The sequence below is a fragment of the Actinomycetota bacterium genome (assembly GCA_040757835.1).
In the GTDB taxonomy this organism is placed as follows: domain Bacteria; phylum Actinomycetota; class Geothermincolia; order Geothermincolales; family RBG-13-55-18; genus SURF-21.
Genome location: JBFLWJ010000003.1, coordinates 115,733 through 134,602, shown reverse-complemented (window position 1 = coordinate 134,602; position 18,870 = coordinate 115,733). Strand labels below are relative to the sequence as shown.

17 protein-coding genes are annotated in these 18,870 nt (G+C 64.1%); 15 read left to right on the top strand and 2 right to left on the bottom strand.

The genetic code is table 11. The features are described from left to right. Nucleotides 1–20 precede the first annotated feature (20 nt). Nucleotides 21–2,816, bottom strand: a complete 2,796-nt coding sequence (locus AB1384_04510; GenBank protein ID MEW6553534.1) for a cation-transporting P-type ATPase — start codon at nucleotides 2,814–2,816, stop codon at nucleotides 21–23. 250 nt (nucleotides 2,817–3,066) lie between these two features. On the opposite strand from AB1384_04510, the gene AB1384_04505 reads away from it, so the two are divergent. From AB1384_04505 to AB1384_04435, 15 genes are all read left to right on the top strand, one after another. Then, the gene (locus tag AB1384_04505) at nucleotides 3,067–4,440 is read left to right on the top strand and encodes an NAD-binding protein (GenBank protein ID MEW6553533.1); all 1,374 of its coding nucleotides are present in this window, start codon (nucleotides 3,067–3,069) and stop codon (nucleotides 4,438–4,440) included. 15 nt (nucleotides 4,441–4,455) lie between these two features. Continuing rightward, the gene (locus tag AB1384_04500) at nucleotides 4,456–5,139 is read left to right on the top strand and encodes a TrkA family potassium uptake protein (protein MEW6553532.1); all 684 of its coding nucleotides are present in this window, start codon (nucleotides 4,456–4,458) and stop codon (nucleotides 5,137–5,139) included. Then, nucleotides 5,136–5,294: a hypothetical protein gene (locus AB1384_04495; protein ID MEW6553531.1), complete on the top strand. Its 159-nt coding sequence runs from the start codon at nucleotides 5,136–5,138 to the stop codon at nucleotides 5,292–5,294. The genes AB1384_04500 and AB1384_04495 overlap by 4 nt, the downstream gene beginning before the upstream one ends. Further along, nucleotides 5,291–6,817 carry a potassium transporter TrkG gene (locus AB1384_04490; GenBank protein ID MEW6553530.1) on the top strand — a complete coding sequence of 509 codons (1,527 nt, stop codon included), beginning with the start codon at nucleotides 5,291–5,293 and terminating at the stop codon, nucleotides 6,815–6,817. Before AB1384_04495 ends, AB1384_04490 begins: the two co-directional genes overlap by 4 nt. A gap of 5 nt (nucleotides 6,818–6,822) precedes the next feature. Next, complete coding sequence (locus AB1384_04485) at nucleotides 6,823–7,389, top strand: hypothetical protein (GenBank protein MEW6553529.1); 567 nt, start codon at nucleotides 6,823–6,825, stop codon at nucleotides 7,387–7,389. Nucleotides 7,390–7,466: 77 nt separating this feature from the next. Continuing rightward, nucleotides 7,467–8,108 (top strand): TrkA family potassium uptake protein, encoded by a 642-nt coding sequence (locus AB1384_04480; GenBank protein ID MEW6553528.1) that lies wholly within the window; start codon nucleotides 7,467–7,469, stop codon nucleotides 8,106–8,108. 400 nt (nucleotides 8,109–8,508) lie between these two features. Further along, nucleotides 8,509–8,874: a hypothetical protein gene (locus AB1384_04475; protein ID MEW6553527.1), complete on the top strand. Its 366-nt coding sequence runs from the start codon at nucleotides 8,509–8,511 to the stop codon at nucleotides 8,872–8,874. A 23-nt stretch (nucleotides 8,875–8,897) separates the two neighbouring features. After that, nucleotides 8,898–10,877: a V-type ATP synthase subunit I gene (locus tag AB1384_04470; GenBank protein ID MEW6553526.1), complete on the top strand. Its 1,980-nt coding sequence runs from the start codon at nucleotides 8,898–8,900 to the stop codon at nucleotides 10,875–10,877. A 12-nt stretch (nucleotides 10,878–10,889) separates the two neighbouring features. Beyond that, entirely contained in the window at nucleotides 10,890–11,402 is a 513-nt protein-coding gene (locus AB1384_04465) for a V-type ATP synthase subunit K (GenBank protein ID MEW6553525.1), read from the top strand. Between the two features lie 36 nt (nucleotides 11,403–11,438). After that, complete coding sequence (locus AB1384_04460) at nucleotides 11,439–12,074, top strand: V-type ATP synthase subunit E (GenBank protein MEW6553524.1); 636 nt, start codon at nucleotides 11,439–11,441, stop codon at nucleotides 12,072–12,074. Continuing rightward, on the top strand, nucleotides 12,058–13,170 hold the full coding sequence (locus AB1384_04455; GenBank protein ID MEW6553523.1) for a V-type ATPase subunit: 1,113 nt from the start codon (nucleotides 12,058–12,060) through the stop codon (nucleotides 13,168–13,170). The genes AB1384_04460 and AB1384_04455 overlap by 17 nt, the downstream gene beginning before the upstream one ends. Nucleotides 13,171–13,207: 37 nt before the next feature. Then, on the top strand, nucleotides 13,208–13,528 hold the full coding sequence (locus tag AB1384_04450) for a V-type ATP synthase subunit F (protein MEW6553522.1): 321 nt from the start codon (nucleotides 13,208–13,210) through the stop codon (nucleotides 13,526–13,528). Nucleotides 13,529–13,597: 69 nt separating this feature from the next. After that, nucleotides 13,598–15,388, top strand: a complete 1,791-nt coding sequence (locus AB1384_04445) for a V-type ATP synthase subunit A (protein MEW6553521.1) — start codon at nucleotides 13,598–13,600, stop codon at nucleotides 15,386–15,388. Nucleotides 15,389–15,412: 24 nt separating this feature from the next. Beyond that, nucleotides 15,413–16,795 carry a V-type ATP synthase subunit B gene (locus tag AB1384_04440; protein MEW6553520.1) on the top strand — a complete coding sequence of 461 codons (1,383 nt, stop codon included), beginning with the start codon at nucleotides 15,413–15,415 and terminating at the stop codon, nucleotides 16,793–16,795. After that, nucleotides 16,796–17,434: a V-type ATP synthase subunit D gene (locus AB1384_04435; protein ID MEW6553519.1), complete on the top strand. Its 639-nt coding sequence runs from the start codon at nucleotides 16,796–16,798 to the stop codon at nucleotides 17,432–17,434. Nucleotides 17,435–17,818: 384 nt separating this feature from the next. On the opposite strand, the gene AB1384_04430 is transcribed toward AB1384_04435, so the two are convergent. Continuing rightward, on the bottom strand, nucleotides 17,819–18,553 hold the full coding sequence (locus tag AB1384_04430) for an alpha/beta hydrolase (GenBank protein ID MEW6553518.1): 735 nt from the start codon (nucleotides 18,551–18,553) through the stop codon (nucleotides 17,819–17,821). Nucleotides 18,554–18,870 lie beyond the last annotated feature (317 nt).

Sequence of the window (18,870 nt, the reverse complement as noted above, 5' to 3'; positions counted from 1 at the left end):
GCCCGGACAGATAGCCCATATCAAGCCGCCTCCCCCAATGATACATCAACGGTGGTGCCGCCCTTTCCCGCCTCGTAACGCCGCATGATCGCTTTTCTGATCTCGTCGGCGACAAGGCAGGCCGGCGCGCATGCGTACATGAACAGCCATACCCATCCACTCACCGGCTCGAACCCGAAGAAATTCGGGAACGGCGGCACGTACACGAAGACCAGGAGGATGATGACCTCGGACAGGATGCCCCACAGGTAGAAGGTATTGGAGAAAAAGCCAACCTTGAATATGGATTCCCGCTCGGTCCGGCACGCAAAGCCGTTGCCTATCTGGGTGGTGACGATGGTATGGTGGCACGCGGTGGTGGCCATTACGTAGACGCTGCCGCTGACGGCCATGGCGGATATTCCCATGGCCGGCCGCCATCCCTCCAGCAGGTAGACGAAGAAGAAAGCCGCGAGGCTCAGGATCCCTTCGATCATGCCCAGAAAGCCGTATGCACGTGCCAGCAGGTTCGTGTTCAACAGTCTCTCGTCGCGAGGCCGCGGGGGCTTGGCCATTATCCCCGGCTCCGGTTTTTCGGTGCCGAGGGCCAGGGCGGGGAGCAGGTCGGTGCCCAGGTCCACGGCGAGGATCTGCATGACGGTGAGGGGGAGGGGTACCTTGAAGATGACGAAGACGAGGAAGGGGAGTATCTCCGGGATGTTGCTGGCCAGGATGTAGGTGACGAAACGCCGGATATTGGTGTAGACGGCACGGCCCTCCTCGATGGCGTTGACGATGGAGGCGAAGTTGTCGTCGGTGAGGATCATCTCCGCCGCGTCCTTGGCCACGTCGGTGCCGGTGATGCCCATGGCCACGCCGATGTCCGCCGCCTTGAGGGCGGGGGCGTCGTTGACCCCGTCCCCGGTCATGGCCACTATCTCGTCCTGGCTCTTCAGGACCAGGGCTACCCGCATCTTGTGCTCCGGCGACACGCGGGCGAAGATGACCTCCGGCTCCTTGAGGACGGCACCCAGCTCCTCGTCGCTCATCTCGTCGATGTCCAGGCCGGTGATCACCCGCGCGTCCCTGCCGCGCACCAGCCCGATGCGCCGGGCGATGGACTCCGCGGTGACCCCGTAGTCCCCGGTGATCATGATCACCTTGATGCCGGCGGTGCGGCATTCGTCGATGGCCTTCTCGACCTCCGGCCGAGGGGGATCCAGCATGCCCGCCAGGCCGACGAAGACGAGGTCCCGCTCGACCTCATCCATCTCGTAGTGCTTCTGCACCGGCAGGTCGTCGCGGTAGGCGAAGCCGATGACCCGTAAAGCCTGCAGGGCGTATTCGTCGTTCATGTCCGCGACTCTCTTGCGGTCCTCGTCGGTTATTTCGCGGATGCCGGTGGGTTCCCACAACTTGGTGCATAAAGCCAGCACCTCCATGGGCGCGCCCTTGACCAGTGCCTCCATGCCCGACACCACCGTATGCACCGTGGTCATGCGCTTGCGCCGCGAATCGAAGGGGATCTCGTAATAACGGGGCTGGAGCTTCAGTTCGGTCTCGTAGTTGTAGTTGAACTTCCATGCCGAGACCAGCAGCGCCGCCTCGGTGGGGTCGCCCAGGATGCTCCAGGATTCCTCGTCCTCGCCCGGCGGCATCAGGCGCGCGTTGTTACAGAAACTGGCGATGCGCAGCAGTTTGAGCAGGCTCTGGCCATCCTCGTCGTCGAGGGGCTTACCGTCCCGGGTGAACTCGCCCGTCGGGGTGTAACCAACGCCTTCGACCCGGACCTTTCGTCCAGCGACCCAGATCTCGCGCACGGTCATCTCGTTGGTGGTCAGGGTTCCCGTCTTGTCGGTGCAGATGACGGTGGTGCAACCCAGGGTCTCCACCGAGGACAGCTTCTTGATCAGGGCGTTACGGCTGGCCATGCGTTGCGTGCCCATGGCCAGGGCCAGGGTCACGGTGGGCAACAGGCCCTCGGGCACGTTGGCGACGATGATACCGATGCCGAACATGAGGGATTTGCTCCCCCCCATCTTCATCACGAAGGCGCCCAGACAGAAGAACAACACCCCCAGGCTGACCGCGATGATGGAGAGGATCTTGATGACCTTGCTCATCTCCTTCTGCAGGGGGCTGGGCGCCTCCTTCACCTCCTGGGTAAGGGTGGCGATCTTGCCCAGCTCCGTGTTCATGCCCGTGGCATAGACCACCGCCCTGCCGCTCCCCGCCACCACGCTGGTGCCGGCGAAGATGAGATTGGGAAGGTCGGCCAGGCCGGCCTTTCCTCCCCCCAGGGCCTCCGAGATCCTTATCTGGGGCTCGGATTCCCCGGTGAGGGCGGAGTTGTTGACCCGCATCTCTCTTGCTTCTATAAGGCGGGCGTCGGCGCTGATGCTGTTTCCCGCCTCCAGGAGCACGAGTTCTCCCGGCACCAGCTCCTCGGCGTCTACCTCCTGCTCCACACCGCCCCTCACCACCCTGGCTCTTCTGGGCAGGATCTTCTGCAGGCTCTCGATGGCCCGCTCCGCTTTGAATTCCTGCCAGAAGGTGAAGATGCCGTTGATGACGATCACGGCTATGCAGGCGATACCGAGTTCCGGCATATCGGCAATGAAGGAGAGGACCGCCGCGAACCAGAGCATGATGGCGAAGAAGTGGGTGAAGTTAACAAGCAGCTTGCGCCAGAGGGGAGTACCGCGCTTCTTCTCGATCTCGTTGCGGCCCTCCTGCTCCAGGCGCCGCGCGGCTTCCGCAGGGGCAAGCCCTTCCGGGTTGGAGGCAAGAAGCTCGAATACCTGCGCTTCAGGGACCGTATATATCTTGCTATCCAATGGCCGTCCTCAGGTCATAGAACCACGGTCGATCCTATCTACAATAATCCATCCCCGCGGGCAAGGAAAGGGTGGGATGCGGCGAAGCCATCGCCTCGCTTCAGGCCTGCCGTGAACCGCCGGTCTTTTCTTTCTGAAACCCCCGCTACAAACCCGCTACAAACCCGTTGACACGGCGATGTCATAGGAGTAATACGGGATATTATAGAGCGAGGATCAAAGCGGGGGCATCCCGGGAAAGCCGATCACGATGCGCGTCATCATCACGGGTTGCGGCAGGGTAGGGTCGCAACTGGCCCAGTTTTTCGCCTACGAAAGCCATGACGTGGTCGTCATCGACAGGGACGAGGGCTCCTTCGCGCGCCTGGGCGGGACCTTCAACGGCGTCACCCTCACCGGCGTCGCCTTCGACGAGGGACTGCTCAAAGAGGCGGGCATCGAGAGGGCGGGGGCCGTCGCCGCCGTCACCAACTTCGACAACACCAACCTCATGGTCGCGGAGATAGCCCGGCGTATATACGGCGTGCCCGCGGTGGCGCGCCTCTACAATCCGGAAAAACGTTATATATTCAACCGTCTTGGCGTCGACCACGTCTGCGGCACCGCGCTGGTGGCGCAGGCGGTCATGGGCAAACTCCTGCAGCACGACCTCATCATGCGCCAGGAGCGCCTGGACGCGGGCATCAGGGTGGTGGAGTTCTCAATCCCCCCCGAGACCGGAGAGGTCTTCGCCGGTAACTTTGAGGACGGTGCCTCCACGCGCATCCTTTCCCTGGCGCGGGCGGGCACGCAGATCCGGTGGGACCGCGACACCGCACTCAGGGGGGGAGACCGCCTGGTCCTGGCCGCCAGGCGCGAGGCATGGAGTGACGTGGAGGTAGGATGGACGGGATTTCGTCCGGGCAAAGGCCGCAAGGGGGCGTCGTTCCTGTGGGGGGTGCGGCAGAGGCGGGAGAAGAGGAGATCGAAAGCGGTAATAGCAGGTTGCGGCCGTGTAGGGGCTCAGCTCGCCGAGATGCTCTCGCTGGACGGTCACGAGGTCACGGTCATCGACAGGGACGCCGCCTCCTTCCAGAGGCTGTTCAAGATGTTCCCCGGCCGGGCCGTGGAGGGGATGTCCTTCGATATAGATACGCTGAGGGAGGCGGGCATCGAGGAGGCGGACGCCTTCGCGGCGGTGACCAACTACGACAACGCCAACCTCATGAGCGCCGAGGTTGCGAGAGAGGTCTTCGGGGTGCCACGGGTGGTATCCCGCATCTACAACCCGGACAAACAGGAGACCTACCGGGCCCTGGGGCTGGACTATGTGGTGGGAACGGAACTCATCGCACGAACCGTCATGGAGATGGTCCTCGTCCCCCTGGTCCGCCACCGGGGGACCTGCTGTGATGGCAGCCTGAGCCTGGTCGAGTTCGACTGCCCCCCAAGATGGGCGGGGCGCACCATGGCCTGGTGCGAGAAGGTGTCGCCCCTCTGGATAGCGTACCTGGTGAGGGAGGGAGAGGCCGTGCTGCCGGGTCCAGACACCATCCTGGAGGCGGGGGACGAGATCACCGCCCTTGCACGGGAGGGCGCAGCGCGGAGGCTTGAGAGGTATCTCAGAGACCGGGGGAGGAGGTGAGGGCGTATCTACATCGTGATCAGCGGCGGCGGCAGAGTGGGGAGCTACCTCGCCGGCAAGCTGGCCTCAAGGGGTCATGCGGTCGCGGTGATCGAGAAGGACGGAGCGGCATGCCGGGAGCTGGCCACCTCCCTTGATGCCATCATCCTCCACGGCGATGCCTGCAACTGGCGCTACCAGGAAGAAGCACAGACGGGGCGGGCTGACGTATTCGCCGCCGTCACGGGTGATGACGACGACAACCTGGTAGCCTGCCAGCTCGCCCGCACCCATTTCAAGGTACCCCGCCTGGTGGCCAGGGTGAACAACCCCAAGAACGAGGAGATATTCGGGTTGATGGGCATAGACGCCGTCTCCAGCACCTCCGTCATCGCGGGGCTGATAGAGGGACTGACCGAAGCGGGCGACATCACTACTCTGCGCACTCTACACAAGGGGAAGGTGGCCATGGTGGAGCTGGATATGCCAACGGAGGGTGGCGAAGCGTGCGGCTGCGTCATAGAAGAACTCAAGCTTCCCCCCGGTTGTGTCCTCGTCTCCATCTCGCGGGGCGAGGAGGTCATCATCCCCCGGGGAGGGGACCGCCTGCAGGCGGGGGACGTGGTGATCGCGCTCACCTTCGTGGACCAGGAGGAAGAGCTGCGCCGGGCGCTCCTGGGGAAAAGGGGCGCCGTACGGGGAGAGAGGGGAGAAACATGAGGGGAGATGACATGCGCGGAGGGGGTGCAGGAGAAAGCCGCTGGCGCCGCTGGGCAGGCTACGCGCTGGGCATGTTCATCGAGGCGGCCGCCGTGGGGGCGATCTCCCTGGCGGCACTGGGGCTGATGTTCCTCGTAAAGGCGCTGGTGACATGATCCTCAGGCCGGGACGGGAAGACGTCAAGCTCATCGGCTGGGGCATCGGGCGCGTCATCCTGGGCGTGGGGCTGATCATGACCATCCCCCTCGCGGTATCCATCATGGCCACGGAGTGGGAGACCGTCCTCGACTTCCTGGTGGGCATGCTCGCCTGTGTCACCTTCTGGCTGGTCATGGAGCTGACCTGCAGGAGCGAACGGGACCTGGGGTGGTTCCACGGCCTCATCATCGCCTCGGGGGGCTGGCTGGTGGCCATGGTATTCGGGGCCATACCGCACTTCCTCTCCGGGCATTTCAAATCGTTCCTGGACGCGTGTTTCGACCTCATGAGCGGCTACACCACCACCGGGCTCTTCCTCATGCAGGACCTGGACCATGCCTCCCACGGCCTCAACATGTGGAGGCACCTGCTCACCTACGCCGGAGGGCAGGGGATCATCGTCATCGCCCTCACCTTCCTCTTCGCGGGCACGGCGGGCGCCTTCAAGATCTACGTCAGCGAGGGCAAGGAGGAGAAACTGCTGCCCAACGTCCTGGGCACGGCGCGGGCCATCTGGATGATCAGCCTCACCTACCTGGTGGTGGGGAGCCTCTTCCTCTGGGCCTCCCTGCTCGAGGAGGGCATGCCGTTGGCGAGGGGCGGGCTGCACGCGGTGTGGCTGTTCATGGGCGCCTGGTCCACCGGGGGGTTCGCCCCCCAGAGCCTCAACCTCCTCTACTACCACAGCCTCCTGATCGAGCTGGTGACCCTGGTCATCTTCGTCATCGGGTCCTTCAACTTCGCCCTGCACTACGCGGTATGGACCGGGGACCACCGGGAGGTCTACCGCAACGTAGAGACGAGGTCGTTCACCACCACCGTCCTGCTGGGGACGTTCATGCTCTCCATCGGCTTCGGCAAGTTCGGGCTCTTCGGAAGCCTGGGGGAGTTCTTCCGCAAGGGCTTCTACAACCTGGCCTCCGCCCACACCACCACGGGGAACAGCACCATCTACGCCGTCTCCTTCTGGAAGGACTTCGGTTTCATCGCCATGTGGGCCGTGATCCTGACCATGGCCATCGGCGCCAGCGCCTGCTCCACCGGCGGCGGCTTCAAGGGATTGCGCATGGGCATCGTCTTCCGCTTCCTGCGGGGGGAGGTTCGCAGGCTGGCTTCCCCGGAGTCGGCCGTGGTGGCGGAGAAGATCCACCATATCCACGACACCTGGCTGGACGATGCCATGGTCAAGGGGGCCATGTTCATCATCATCTGCTACGTGGTCATCTATGCCCTGGGGGGGATGCTGGGCGTGCTCTACGGTTTCGATCCCAACGTGGCCATCTTCGATGCCGTCTCGGCGGGGAGCAACACCGGACTCTCGGCCGGGCTCACGTCACCGCTCATGCCCGCGGCGATGAAGGTCTATTACATCTTCGCCATGTGGGCGGGGCGCCTGGAGTTCATGTCCATCATCGCTCTCTTCGCCTTCGGGGGAGCGCTGCTGCGGGGCCGCGGGACCGCGAGGAAGGTGAGAGGATGAGACGCTTGAGCACGGCCGCATGCGTCATCGCCGCCATCGCGGTCCTTCTGGCCACCTGGGGCGGGTACGCCATGGCCGCGGAGGAGGTGACCACCGAGGAACTCATCAACGACATGCCCGCGTATGACGGCAAGGAGGTCACCATCACCGGGGAAGCCATAGGGGACGTCATGTTGCGGGACGGCTATGGCTGGGTGACGGTGAACGACGACATCTATGCCACGCGCAGCATAGAGGAAGGCGGCGAGCTGTCCGGGTATTCGAATATCGGGATCGCGGTATGGGCGTCAAGGGGCGATCTGGAGCAGATCGAGGTACTGGGAGGATATAAAAACAAGGGCGACCGGGTGAGCGTGACGGGTGTGTTCAACCGCGCCTGCCCGGAGCACGGCGGGGATACCGATATCCACGCCACCTCGCTGCAGGTGCTGGAGCAGGGATACCCGTTCTCCCATCCCTTCGCATGGTGGAAGCTGGTCCTGGTCCTGGCCCTGGCGGCAGCCGCGCTCGTCCTCGGGAGCATATGGAGGAAAAGGGTGATCTCGTCACTGAGCCCGGCCAGGAGGAGATGACCGTGGAAGCCGGGCGGAATCAGGTCGGGCCGTAAGGCATGAGGGAAGGTGGGTGAGCGGCCATCAGGATAGTGATCATGGGCGGCGGCAAGGTAGGTTCGTTCCTGGCGCGGGACCTTATTGCCAGGGGGCGGCGCGTGGCGGTGATCGAACGCAGCCGCGAGACCGGGGAGCGCCTGGCGGTGGAAACGGAGGCCGCGGTGGTCCTCGGCGACGGCTGCGACCTGCGCTACCTGGAGGAGGCGGACGTGGGAGATGCGGGGGTCTTCGCGGCGGTCACCGGGGACGACGACGACAACCTCGTCGCCTGCCAACTGGTCAAGACTTACTTCCGCGTTCCCCATGTGGTGGCGAGGATCAACAACCCCCGCAACGAAGGCGTTTTCAGGAAGCTCGGGGTGGAGGGCATATCGTCGACCTCGGTCATCGCCCAGGTCATCGAGGAGCAGACCACGGCGGGGGAGGTCGTCGACCTGTATACCCTGAAGAAGGGCAGGCTGGTGGTGGTGGAACTGAGCCTGCCGGATGACCGCTGCCGCTGTTGCGGAAGGCCACTGCGCGACCTGGGGCTGCCCCGGGGCAGCATCCTGGTATCCGTCATCCGGGGGGACGACGTCATCATCCCCAGGGGTGATACCACCCTCGAGCCGGGCGACACCATCATCGCCGTGACCTCGCCGGACAAGGAGGCGGAACTGAGGCGTGCCCTGGTCGGATGATCCTCTCCGGCATGGCTACAATGTCCCGCCACACGTGATATAATGGCGCAGATTCAACATTCCTGACCGTCCGGAGCCTTGCCCGGGGCAAGGCCCGGATCTCGCACCACTATCCGCAACACCTGAAGAGCATCGTGGAGTCCGGGAAGATGTTCCCACGGCAAGGGCACGTGTGGCAGGGAGGGCTGCGCCGCTTGCGGTGGCGCGAAGCGGAATAAGGGGCGGAAAGCCATACCCCGGTTTCGCCACCTTCCGACCTTGAAAAGTGATCGAGGAAAACATATTATTAGGAAAAGCTAAAATAAAATTTCAGAGTCCGAAATATGGTTTTTTAGGTTATAAAACGGCTACGGGAAATGAACATCGGTGGCGGGCCCGGGGCCTGGGACGACGGGAGAGGATGTCGCCGGAGCGCGGTCTTGATGCGGGAGGAAAGACGGACATGACTACCATGGCGGAAAAGCTGGGCATGGTCAGGGAGACCGAGAAAAAGGCGGAACAGGTCGTCGATTACTACCGCAGGATGGCGGAGGAGACCATCGCCGCCGCCCGGGACGGGGCCGAGAAAGCCAGGATCGAGGCGGAGGAGAGGGCCCGGGAGGAGGGCGAGCAGGAGATGCGCGAGATCATCGAACACGCCAGGGCAGAGGCCGAGGAACTCCGGGTGGAATACATGTACGACAGGATGAGGCTGCTGGCGGTTGTGGTGGAGAAGCGTAAAGAAGCGGTGGCTTTCTTGGTAGAGAAACTGGAGAAGGGCGAGTAGAGACGCGGAAGCAGGGGTAGGGTATGCCCATTGCGAGGATGGCCAAGGTCTCCGTTCTGGCCCCGCGCGACATGCGGGAAGAGCTGCTGGACCAGTTGCACCGCATGGGGACCGTCCACGTCGTCGACGTCGCCGCGGCCGCCGCGGATGACGAGGAGCTGAAGCCCCTTCACGACCCCTTCGAGCCCGAGACCAGGCTCCTGCGACTCACCCTGGCCAAGTGCGACTTCATCATCGACCTGCTCACAAGGTTCGAGGGGAAGAAGAAGGGGATGATCTCCGGTATCCTCGCTCCGAGGGTCCATCTCACCTACGAGGAATTCACGGAGGCCGAGAGGGAGATCGACCTGGAGGGCGTATACCGCGAGCTGGAAGACCTCGACATACGCTTCAGGCATACCGAGAGCACCATCGCCGAACTGCAGGAGGACCTGAAGGCGATGGCCCCCTGGAGCGGCCTGGATTGTCCCCTGGGCGCGATGGGCGCGGCCAACTCCATCGCTTACAGGCTGGTGATCGCGGACGAGGGAGCCATCGCCGGCTGGGAGAGCGAGCTGGAGGAGCGCTGCCCGTACACTGCCTTGCAGGAGGTCAACCACGATAAGACAGGGATCTACCTGGCGATCATCGTCCACGCGGACAACCTCGCGGAACTCGACGCCCTGCTGGCGGAGCGCGGCATGGAGCAGGTGCAGTTCACCGGCAAGACCGGGACCGTCGCGGAGGAGACAGCGGGCGCGAAGGAGAGGCTGAAGCAGGAGGAGGAGAGCAGGGCGGCGGTGGAGGCGGAGATCAAGGGGAGGCTGCCGATCATGCCCAGGGTCATGGCCCTGAGCGACTTCCTCTATAACCGCCTCGTGAAGGAGGAGACGAAGGGGAAGCTCCTGCACACGCGGAGCGTGGTGGCCCTGGAGGGATGGGTGGAGGAGAGCAGGGTCGAGGAGGTGCGGCAGGGGCTTGTATGGCTGGGGCAGAAGGCGGACGTGGAGTTCGCCGCCCCCGAAGAAGACGACATACCGCCCACCCTCATGGTCAACCGCCGCCGCATCCAGCCGGCGGAGAACCTCATCAACCTCTTCGGCATCCCCAACCACGAGGAGACCGACCCTACGCCCTTCGTCGCCCCCTTCTTCATCCTCTTCTTCGCCATGTGCATCGGCGACCTGGGATACGGTCTCATCCTGGCCTTCGCCTTCTGGCTGGCCATGAAAAAACTCGACCTGTCCCGGACCACCAAGAGCTTCCTTCGCCTCTTCTTCTACTGCGGCCTCGCGACCATCGTGGTCGGCGTGTTCACGCGCGGCTATTTCGGGATCGACGGCGAGGTGCTGCCGGGGTTCCTCAAGTTCCCGGGGACCATCGACATCATCAAGAATCCCAAGCCGCTGATGCTCATCTGCGTGGCCCTGGGCCTGATCCACATCTCCGTGGGAATGGCCATCGAGATGTGGGACAACGCCCGCAACAACTCGTGGTGGCTGGGCTTCTGCGAGCAGGGCACCACGCTGCTGCTGTGGTTCGGGATCGCGGTTCTCGGCGTGGGGATGGCCGCCGGCGTGGGACCGATCAAGACCGGGGGCCTGTACGTGATGCTGGCGGGAGCGGTGGGGATCGTCTTCCTCTCCAACATCTCCAGCAAGTCGCTGGCCGGCAAGTTCTTCGGCGGGCTCTTCAACCTCTACGGCCTCTTCGGGGGGACCATCGGCGACGTGGCCTCGTACCTCAGGCTCTACGCCCTGGGCCTGGCCACCGTGGCCATCGGCTTCGTGGTCAACCTCATGGCCGGGATGGTCCTGGGCGTGCCCGTCCTGGGCATCCTCTTCATGCTCGTGGTCCTTCTCGGCGGGCACGTCTTCAACCTGCTCGTCAACTTCCTGGGCGCCTTCGTGCACCCCCTGAGGCTGCAGTACGTCGAGTTCTTCGGCAAGTTCTACGAGGACGGCGGCGAGCCCTTCGCTCCCCTCGCTCTGGAAACGCGCAAGACGGTCGTGGACGAGGAATAGAGGAGGTTAAGCATGGTCGAGACTTTTGGCGGACTGTCCGGCTTGCACTGGGCGCTGCTGGGCGCGGCGGTGGCGGTGATCGGGGGGGGCACGGGCTCCTCCATGGGCATCACCTACATCGCCAACGTAGCCGGCGGCATCCTCACCGAGCTGCCGGACCGCTTCGGTCCCCTGCTCCCCCTGGTGGTCATCCCGGGCACGCAGGGCATCTACGGTTTCATCACGGGGGTCCTGGTCATCTTCGTCATGGAACCCGGCGCGGGCTGGGAAGCCCTGCCGGGCCTCCTGGGCTTCCAGATCTTCCTGGCCTGCCTGCCGGTGGCCTTCGTGTGCTTCTCCTCCGGCGCCTACCAGGGGTTGACCTCGGCCGGGGCGGCGGGGATGGTGGCCAAGCGGCGCGAGGAGATGGGGCGCGCCCTGGTGCTCCCGGCCCTGGTGGAGACCTACGCGGTGCTCTCACTCATCGTGACCATCCTCATCTTCTTCACGGTCATCGCGCCGCAGATAGACAAACTAGCCGGTTGACGTGCCGGCGATGACGGTGATGGGTTAGGAGTTCATATGTCCCTGGAGAGGCTGCTGGAAAAGATCGAGGACGACGCCCGGCTGGGCGGGCGGGGCATAGTCGACGCCGCCAAGCAGGAAGCGGAGCGCATCACGGCTGAGGGCGGAGAGGAGGCCCGCCGCGCGGCGGCGGCCATCCGCAAGACGTTCCGTGAGCGCGGCGAGAGAGAGCGCACCAAGATCATGAGCGAGGCCCTGGCGGAGAGCCGCGCCGCCTTCCTGGCCGCACAGGACAAGCTATTCGAGGAGGCCTTCACCGAGGCCATGCGCCTCTTCGAGGACCTGCCGGAAGAGCGCTACCGCGCCTGGCTCCTGCGGATCATCTCAGAGAACGTGACCAGTGGCGACGAGGTCATCGTGGCGGCTCCTTACGACCGCCGCCTGCTGGAGGACGGCCTACTCGCGGAGGTCAACAAGGCACTCGCGGGAAGCGGGCGCACGGGCAAGTTGAGCCTGGCCGCGGAGGAAGCGGATTTCGAGCGCGGCGTTATCCTTACGGGTCAACAGTTCGTGAACAACCTCTCGCTGGATACGCTCATGCGCGAGGTGAGGGACGAATACGAGGAGGAAGTGTTGAAGATGCTCTTCGGCGAGGCGGACGTACGGGGTGCCACACATGAGCATGAAGGATAGTGCCGGGCTCAACCCCATCAAGGCCGGCGCATCCTCCCACTTCAGGGAGGGCAGGACGAAGGGCCTGCCCGACTTTCTCAAGGTGGACCTGAGGCGCATAAAACCCTTCCACGACACCACGCGCTACGGCTACGCCGTGGGAAGGATCAGGGCCCTGGAGATGCAGATGCTCAACACCCAGCGCATGGACAGGCTGGTCGATGCCGATCTCGAGGACGCCTTGAACATCCTCGAGGAGATGGACATCGGGGCCTATCTGGCCGGAGCCAGGCTGGCGCGGGACATCGACGCGGGGCTCACCGCCTTCCTGCGCCAGGTGTATGCGACCCTGGAGGAGTCCCTGCCCGGGGATTCGGCGATCATGGACTTCTTCCTCTGCCGTTACGACTTCCACAACCTCAAGGCGCTCTTGAAGGCGAAGCTCGGAGAGGGCGCGCCACAGGGGCTGCTCGAGGGCCTGGGGACGGTGGGGCTGGAAGCACTGCAGCGGGGCCTGGAAGACCCCGCGCTGCTGCCCTCGCCCTACAAGGAAGCCATGGAGGAGGCGCTGGAGCAGCCCTCGCCCCAGCAGCTGGATACCCTGCTGGAAAGCCACTATCTTTCATACCGGTTGTTCCTCGCCAGGCGCGAGGGCAGCCCCTTTGTCATCGATTACGCCCGCGCGTCCATCGACCTCTCCAACCTCAAGCTGGTGATCAGGGCGCGGCTGCTCTCGAAGGACAGGGAATTCCTCGAGAAAACGATTGTCAAGGGTGGTTTCGTCCCCGCCTCCGACCTCCTGGACCTCTATAGCGACCCCCCGGAGGTCATGGCGAAGAAGCTCGAGGCCAACACCTATTACTCGCAATTGATCGAGATCGCGGAGAGCCCGGACAAGCTGGTGAGGCTCACGGACTTCGACCGCAGGAGCGACGACCTGCTCATGGACCTGGTGCGGGGCATGAAGAGGGTGTCGGTGGGCGTGGAGCCCATCTTCGCGTACCTGCGGGCGCGGGAGAACGAGGTGCTTATCGTGCGCATGATCCTCGTCGCCAAGCTGCACAACATCTCTCCCGACACGCTGGAGAGGACGCTGCGGAAACTGTATATCGAGTGATGCCGCCAGGCGCAATGGCGGCGGAAGAGGAAGATGCATGGAGAAATCGAAGGTGGCGATGATCGGCGGGTTCACCTCCGTCGCGGGCTTCCGGGCCCTGGGGGTGGACGTCTACCCCGTCGCCTCGCCGCAGGACGGGCCGGAGGCCTGGAGCGCGCTGGCCAGCGAGGACTACGCGGTGGTGATGATAACCGAGCCCGTTTACGAGGTCCTGCTGGAGAGGGTGCCGGACTTCCCGGCCCTCGAGGACCTGCCGGTGGTGCTCGCGGTGCCGTCCGTAAGCGGATCGACGGGCTTGAGCAAGACGAGGATAAGGAAGAGGGTGGAGAAAGCGCTGGGTTCCGTGATCGAGGACTGAACGGCCGCTGTTCGCGGGGCCTTATCCATAGGCATTAAGAGCGAGAGACAGAGATTAGGAGCAAAGCTAATGAGCGAGGGACACGTAGTTAAGGTGGCAGGTCCGCTCGTGGTTGCCCGGGGGCTTCCCGATCCCAAGATGTATGACTTGGTCAAGGTGGGGAGCGACCGGCTGATGGGTGAGATCATCGAGCTGCGCGGGGACCGCGTCTCCATACAGGTCTACGAGGAGACCTCGGGCATCGGCCCCGGGGACGAGGTGGTCACTACTGGGGAGCCGCTCAGCGTGGAGCTGGGCCCCGGCCTCCTCACCTCCATCTACGACGGCGTGCAGCGGCCCCTGGACACGATCATGGATAAATACGGCAACTACGTCACGCGCGGCGTGGAGGAGCCAGGGCTGGCGAGGGAGCGCAAGTGGCCGTTCCGGGCTCTGGCCAAGGTCGGCGACGCGGTGGAGGCGGGAGACGTCCTGGGCACGGTACCGGAGACCAAGGTCATCACCCACCGCATCATGGTGCCGGTCGGCGTGGAGGGGAAGATAACCCACATCGTGGAGGGAGAGTTCACGGTCGAGGACACGGTGGCGGCGGTGGAGACGCCGTCCGGAGAGGTCGCGGTGAAGATGATGCAGCGCTGGCCGGTGCGCCGGGCGCGCCTCTACGTCGAGAAGCGGCCCCCCACCGAACCCCTGGTCACCGGGCAGCGCATCGTGGACACTTTCTTCCCCATAGCCAAGGGCGGCACGGCGTGCGTCCCGGGGCCCTTCGGTTCCGGCAAGACGGTGCTGCAGCACGCCATCGCCAAGTGGGCCAACTCCCAGATCGTGGTCTTCGTGGGCTGCGGGGAGCGGGGGAACGAGATGACCGACGTGCTGCAGGAGTTCCCTGAGCTGACCGACCCCTACTCCGGAGAGCCGCTGATGCTGCGCACCGTGCTCATCGCCAACACCTCCAACATGCCGGTGGCGGCCCGCGAGGCATCGGTGTACACGGGGATAACGCTGGCGGAGTACTACCGGGACATGGGCTACGACGTCACCCTGCAGGCCGACTCCAGCTCCCGCTGGGCCGAAGCGCTGCGCGAGATATCCGGCCGCCTGGAGGAGATGCCCGGGGAGGAGGGCTATCCCGCTTACCTGGGGACGCGCCTCGCGGCCTTCTATGAGAGGTCCGGCCGCGTGGTCTGCCTGGGCAAGGAACGCAGGGAGGGCTCCATCTGCGCCATCGGCTCGGTCTCCCCGCCCGGCGGCGACCTCTCCGAGCCGGTGACCCAGGCGACCCTGCGCGTGGTCAAGGTCTTCTGGGCCCTGGAGGACCGCCTGGCCTTCGCCCGCCACTTCCCCGCCATCAGCTGGCTGAACAGCTACAGCCTCTATATGGACCAGACGGAGGAATACTGGGAGACCGAGGTGGACACCACCTACGCGTCCCTGCGCGAAGAGGCCATGTCCATCCTGCAACGCGAGGCGGAACTGCAGGAGATAGTGCGCCTCATCGGCGTGGAAGCCCTCTCGGACGTCGAGAGGCTGCTCATGGAGACGGCCAAGTCATTGCGCGAGGACTTCCTGCAGCAGAACGCCTTCGACGACGCCGACGCCTTCACCTCGCTGCGCAAGCAGTTCCTGCTCCTCAAACTGATCATGAGGTTCCATACCGTGGCGGGACAGGAACTGGCGAAGGGCAGGAGCGTAGATGAGCTGCTGGGACTGCCGGTACAGGAGGAGATAGCGCGGGCGAAGTTCATCCCCGAGGAGGAGCTGGACAGGTTCGCCGCGCTGGAGGAAGAGGTCGCGAGCCAGTTGACCGCACGGGCCGCGGACACGGAGCCGGAGGGCGCCCAGGTCCAGGCGGCGGGCTGAGGCAGCGGGGGAAGGAGACCACCCATGGTAAAGGAATATCTCACGGTCAAGGAGATCGTAGGCCCCCTCATCCTCCTGCAGGGGGTGGAGGGAGCGAAATACAACGAGCTGGTGGAGGTGGAGTTCCCGGACGGCTCCATCGGGCTGGGCAACGTGCTGGAGGTGGAGGAGGACGTGGTGCTGCTGCAGTCCTTCGAGACCACCAGCGGCCTGAACATCGCGGGCACGCGGGTGCGTTTCACCGGGCGCAGCCTGGAGCTGCCGGTATGCAAGGACATCCTGGGCAGGGTCTTCGACGGCCTGGGGCGCCCCATCGACAAAGGTCCCCGCGTCATCCCGGAGAAGAAGCTGGACATCAACGGCAGCCCCATAAACCCCTTCGCGCGGGACTATCCCACCGACTTCATCCAGACCGGCATCTCGGCCATAGACGGCCTGAACCCCCTGGTGCGCGGGCAGAAGCTGCCCATCTTCTCCGGGGCCGGCCTGCCGCACAACCGCATCGCGGCCCAGATCGCCCGCCAGTCCGGCGTGCTGGGGGAGACGGAGGACTTCGCGGTGGTCTTCGCGACCATGGGCATCACCTTCGAGGAGGCGGATTTCTTCATCCGCGAGTTCCGCACCCAGGCGGCCCTGGAGCGTGCCGTGCTCTTCATCAACCTGGCCGACGACCCCGCCATCGAGCGCATCGCCACCCCGCGCATGGCCCTCACCGCGGCGGAGTACCTGGCCTACGAGCAGGACATGCAGGTGCTGGTGCTGCTAACCGATATGACCTATTACTGCGAGGCCCTGCGCGAGATATCGGCGGCGCGCAAGGAGGTGCCGGGGCGCCGCGGCTATCCCGGGTACCTCTATACCGACCTCGCCAGCATCTACGAGCGGGCGGGCCGGATAAAGGGGGCCAAGGGCTCCATCACCCAGATACCCGTGCTCTCCATGCCCGACGATGACAAGACCCACCCCATCCCGGACCTCACCGGCTACATCACCGAGGGGCAGATCATCCTCTCGCGCGACCTGCAGCGCCGGGGCATATATCCGCCCCTGGACGTGCTGCCGTCGCTGTCGCGCCTCAAGGAGAAGGGCATCGGCGAGGGCAAGACCAGGGAGGACCACTCCGGCCTCTCCAACCAGCTCTTCTCGGCCTATGCCCGGGGGAAGGAGGCCAGGGAGCTGTCGGTCATCCTGGGCGAGGCGGCCCTGTCGGTGGAGGACAAACTGTACGTGCAGTTCTCCGACGCCTTCGAGGAGCGCTTCATCCGGCAGGGGGAATACGAGAACCGCACCATCGAGGAGACCCTGGCCATCGGATGGGAGCTGCTGAAGATTCTGCCGCGCTCCGAGCTGAAGCGCGTCAAGGATGAACAGATAAACAAGTACATGGAGGCGGGGGTGAGCCGCTAGTTGGCGCGGATCAACGTAAACCCCAACCGTATGGAGCTGCTCAAGCTGCGGCGGCGCACGGCCATCGCCAGGCGCGGCCACAAGCTGCTCAAGGACAAGCTCGACGAGCTGATGAAGCGGTTCATGGGCCTGATCAAGGAGAGCGCGGGCTTGCGCGACGAGGTCGAGGGGAAGCTCATGGAGGCCTATACCGTCTTTTCCATCGCCCGCTCCGAGGTGACCACGGAGGAGGTGGAGGAGGCGCTGGCGGTGCCCTGCGCCACCCTCTTCCTGGGCATCGAGGACAACCGCATCATGGGCGTGAAGGTGCCGCACTTCGAGGTCGAGATGGAAGGGGGCTACGGCTGTTACGGCCTGGCCACCACCCCCATGGCCTTCGATGCGGCCCTGCAGCACTACCGCGAGCTTATCCCCATGCTGGTCTCCCTGGCGGAGCTGGAGAACAACATCCGCCTGCTGGCCATCGAGATCGAGAAGACCCGCCGCCGCGTCAACGCCCTGGAATACGTGCTCATCCCCTCCCTGGAGGAGACGGTGACCTATATCACCATGAAGCTGGACGAGATGGAGCGCTCCTACCGCACCCAGCTCATGAAGATCAAGTCCATGCAGGAGGAGGCGGCCCGAGCCCAGGGGTAACGGTCCTCTCACCGCGGTGCGCTTCCGGCCCAGGCCTCAGGGTAACGGTCCCGCTCGCGGACTCGCGGAGACCGACCCTGTAGTTCCTGGGCAGGGGTAGCACAAGCGAATCGCTTCGGACCGGCTCCCAGTTCTCGGGCTGGTTGGGTATTATAAGCGACACCCCGGGGGAGATTTTTCTTCTTAGCCACCAATAATGCCCGTTCCAGATTTAAACCACCAACCCTCAGTTGTTACCGACCTAATAATTGCTGGGCGAGGGGCAGCGCAGATGAGGGCATGCCCGAGCACACAATACCCGGGCCGGGGGTTTAATAATAGGGGACACCCGGGCGGGCTCATTCCCTATTAGCCACCAATAATGCCCGTTCCAGCCTCCGCTGATCATGCGCGGGGATCCGGCTCGAGGAGAAAGCCGCGCACCGCGGCGTTGAAGGCTTCGGGTGCCTCCACGTTGACCGCATGGCCGACGCCGGGGATGATTACCAGCTCTGATGCGGGCATGCTGGCATGGAACCCTCTGACCACCTGCAATGGAGAACGTTTATCTTCTTCACCATGGATGAACAAGGTCGGTGAATCGATATGCGGGAATACGTCTCGCAGGTCCGCCTCCGCGAAAGACCTGGCCATCGCACGCAAACCGGCAGGATGAAAACCGGACATGATGGCCGCGGTCTCTTCCATCACCTCGGCGGATACCGGTCCCGAGAACATGGTCGGGATGAATGCGTCGACGACCTGCCCGGGCGGCTTCTCTGAATCCTCCAGCGCCATTTTCAGACGCTCTTCAACCACCTCGTGAGGAAGAGATCCCGCCCATCCTGCATATGCCGAGGCCAGCACGAGCTTCCCGGGGACGTCCGGGTAGCGGCGGTAGAACTCCAGGACAAGGCTGCTACCGAACGACAGTCCCAGCACGTGCGGCCGTTCCATGCCCAGTTCATCGATGAACCCCATCAGGCAATCGGCGTAGTCGGGCAACCGGAAGGTATCCGGGGGATCAGATGAGCGGCCACAGCCCGGGGCATCCCAGGCTACTACCGTGAAATCATCGGACAATCCATCAAGCTGCCTGCGCCATTCCCTGCTGTCGCTTAAAGCGCCATGCAGGAGCACGAGCGCCGGCCCCTCGCCCTTACGCTGGTACCAGATCCGAAGACCGCAAACCTCGATCTCTCTCCCGGGACTATGTATGAGCGCCCCCTTCCTTCTCAAAGACCACCTGTTTCCAGGATTGTTGCCAGCAGGCGATCTGAATACTGGCGCATGATTATATGCTTCCCTCTATGGCAAGAAAGACTTCCATCACTTCAGGTATCGATCTATTCGGCCACCTGGAGGCGAGGCCGTATCCGCGGGACTTCATGGAGGCATAGGAACACGGCCTGGCAGACGTATATGCATACCGCATACATGATATATACTTCTTAGAG

Bases quoted from the DNA above. Each gene is read 5' to 3' on its own strand.
- AB1384_04505 (MEW6553533.1), top strand. From the start codon at position 3,067: ATGCGCGTCATCATCACGGGTTGCGGCAGGGTAGGGTCGCAACTGGCC.
- AB1384_04495 (MEW6553531.1), top strand. From the start codon at position 5,136: ATGAGGGGAGATGACATGCGCGGAGGGGGTGCAGGAGAAAGCCGCTGG.
- AB1384_04490 (MEW6553530.1), top strand. From the start codon at position 5,291: ATGATCCTCAGGCCGGGACGGGAAGACGTCAAGCTCATCGGCTGGGGC.
- AB1384_04480 (MEW6553528.1), top strand. From the start codon at position 7,467: ATGGGCGGCGGCAAGGTAGGTTCGTTCCTGGCGCGGGACCTTATTGCC.
- AB1384_04475 (MEW6553527.1), top strand. From the start codon at position 8,509: ATGTCGCCGGAGCGCGGTCTTGATGCGGGAGGAAAGACGGACATGACT.
- AB1384_04470 (MEW6553526.1), top strand. From the start codon at position 8,898: ATGCCCATTGCGAGGATGGCCAAGGTCTCCGTTCTGGCCCCGCGCGAC.
- AB1384_04465 (MEW6553525.1), top strand. From the start codon at position 10,890: ATGGTCGAGACTTTTGGCGGACTGTCCGGCTTGCACTGGGCGCTGCTG.
- AB1384_04460 (MEW6553524.1), top strand. From the start codon at position 11,439: ATGTCCCTGGAGAGGCTGCTGGAAAAGATCGAGGACGACGCCCGGCTG.
- AB1384_04455 (MEW6553523.1), top strand. From the start codon at position 12,058: ATGAGCATGAAGGATAGTGCCGGGCTCAACCCCATCAAGGCCGGCGCA.
- AB1384_04450 (MEW6553522.1), top strand. From the start codon at position 13,208: ATGGAGAAATCGAAGGTGGCGATGATCGGCGGGTTCACCTCCGTCGCG.
- AB1384_04445 (MEW6553521.1), top strand. From the start codon at position 13,598: ATGAGCGAGGGACACGTAGTTAAGGTGGCAGGTCCGCTCGTGGTTGCC.
- AB1384_04440 (MEW6553520.1), top strand. From the start codon at position 15,413: ATGGTAAAGGAATATCTCACGGTCAAGGAGATCGTAGGCCCCCTCATC.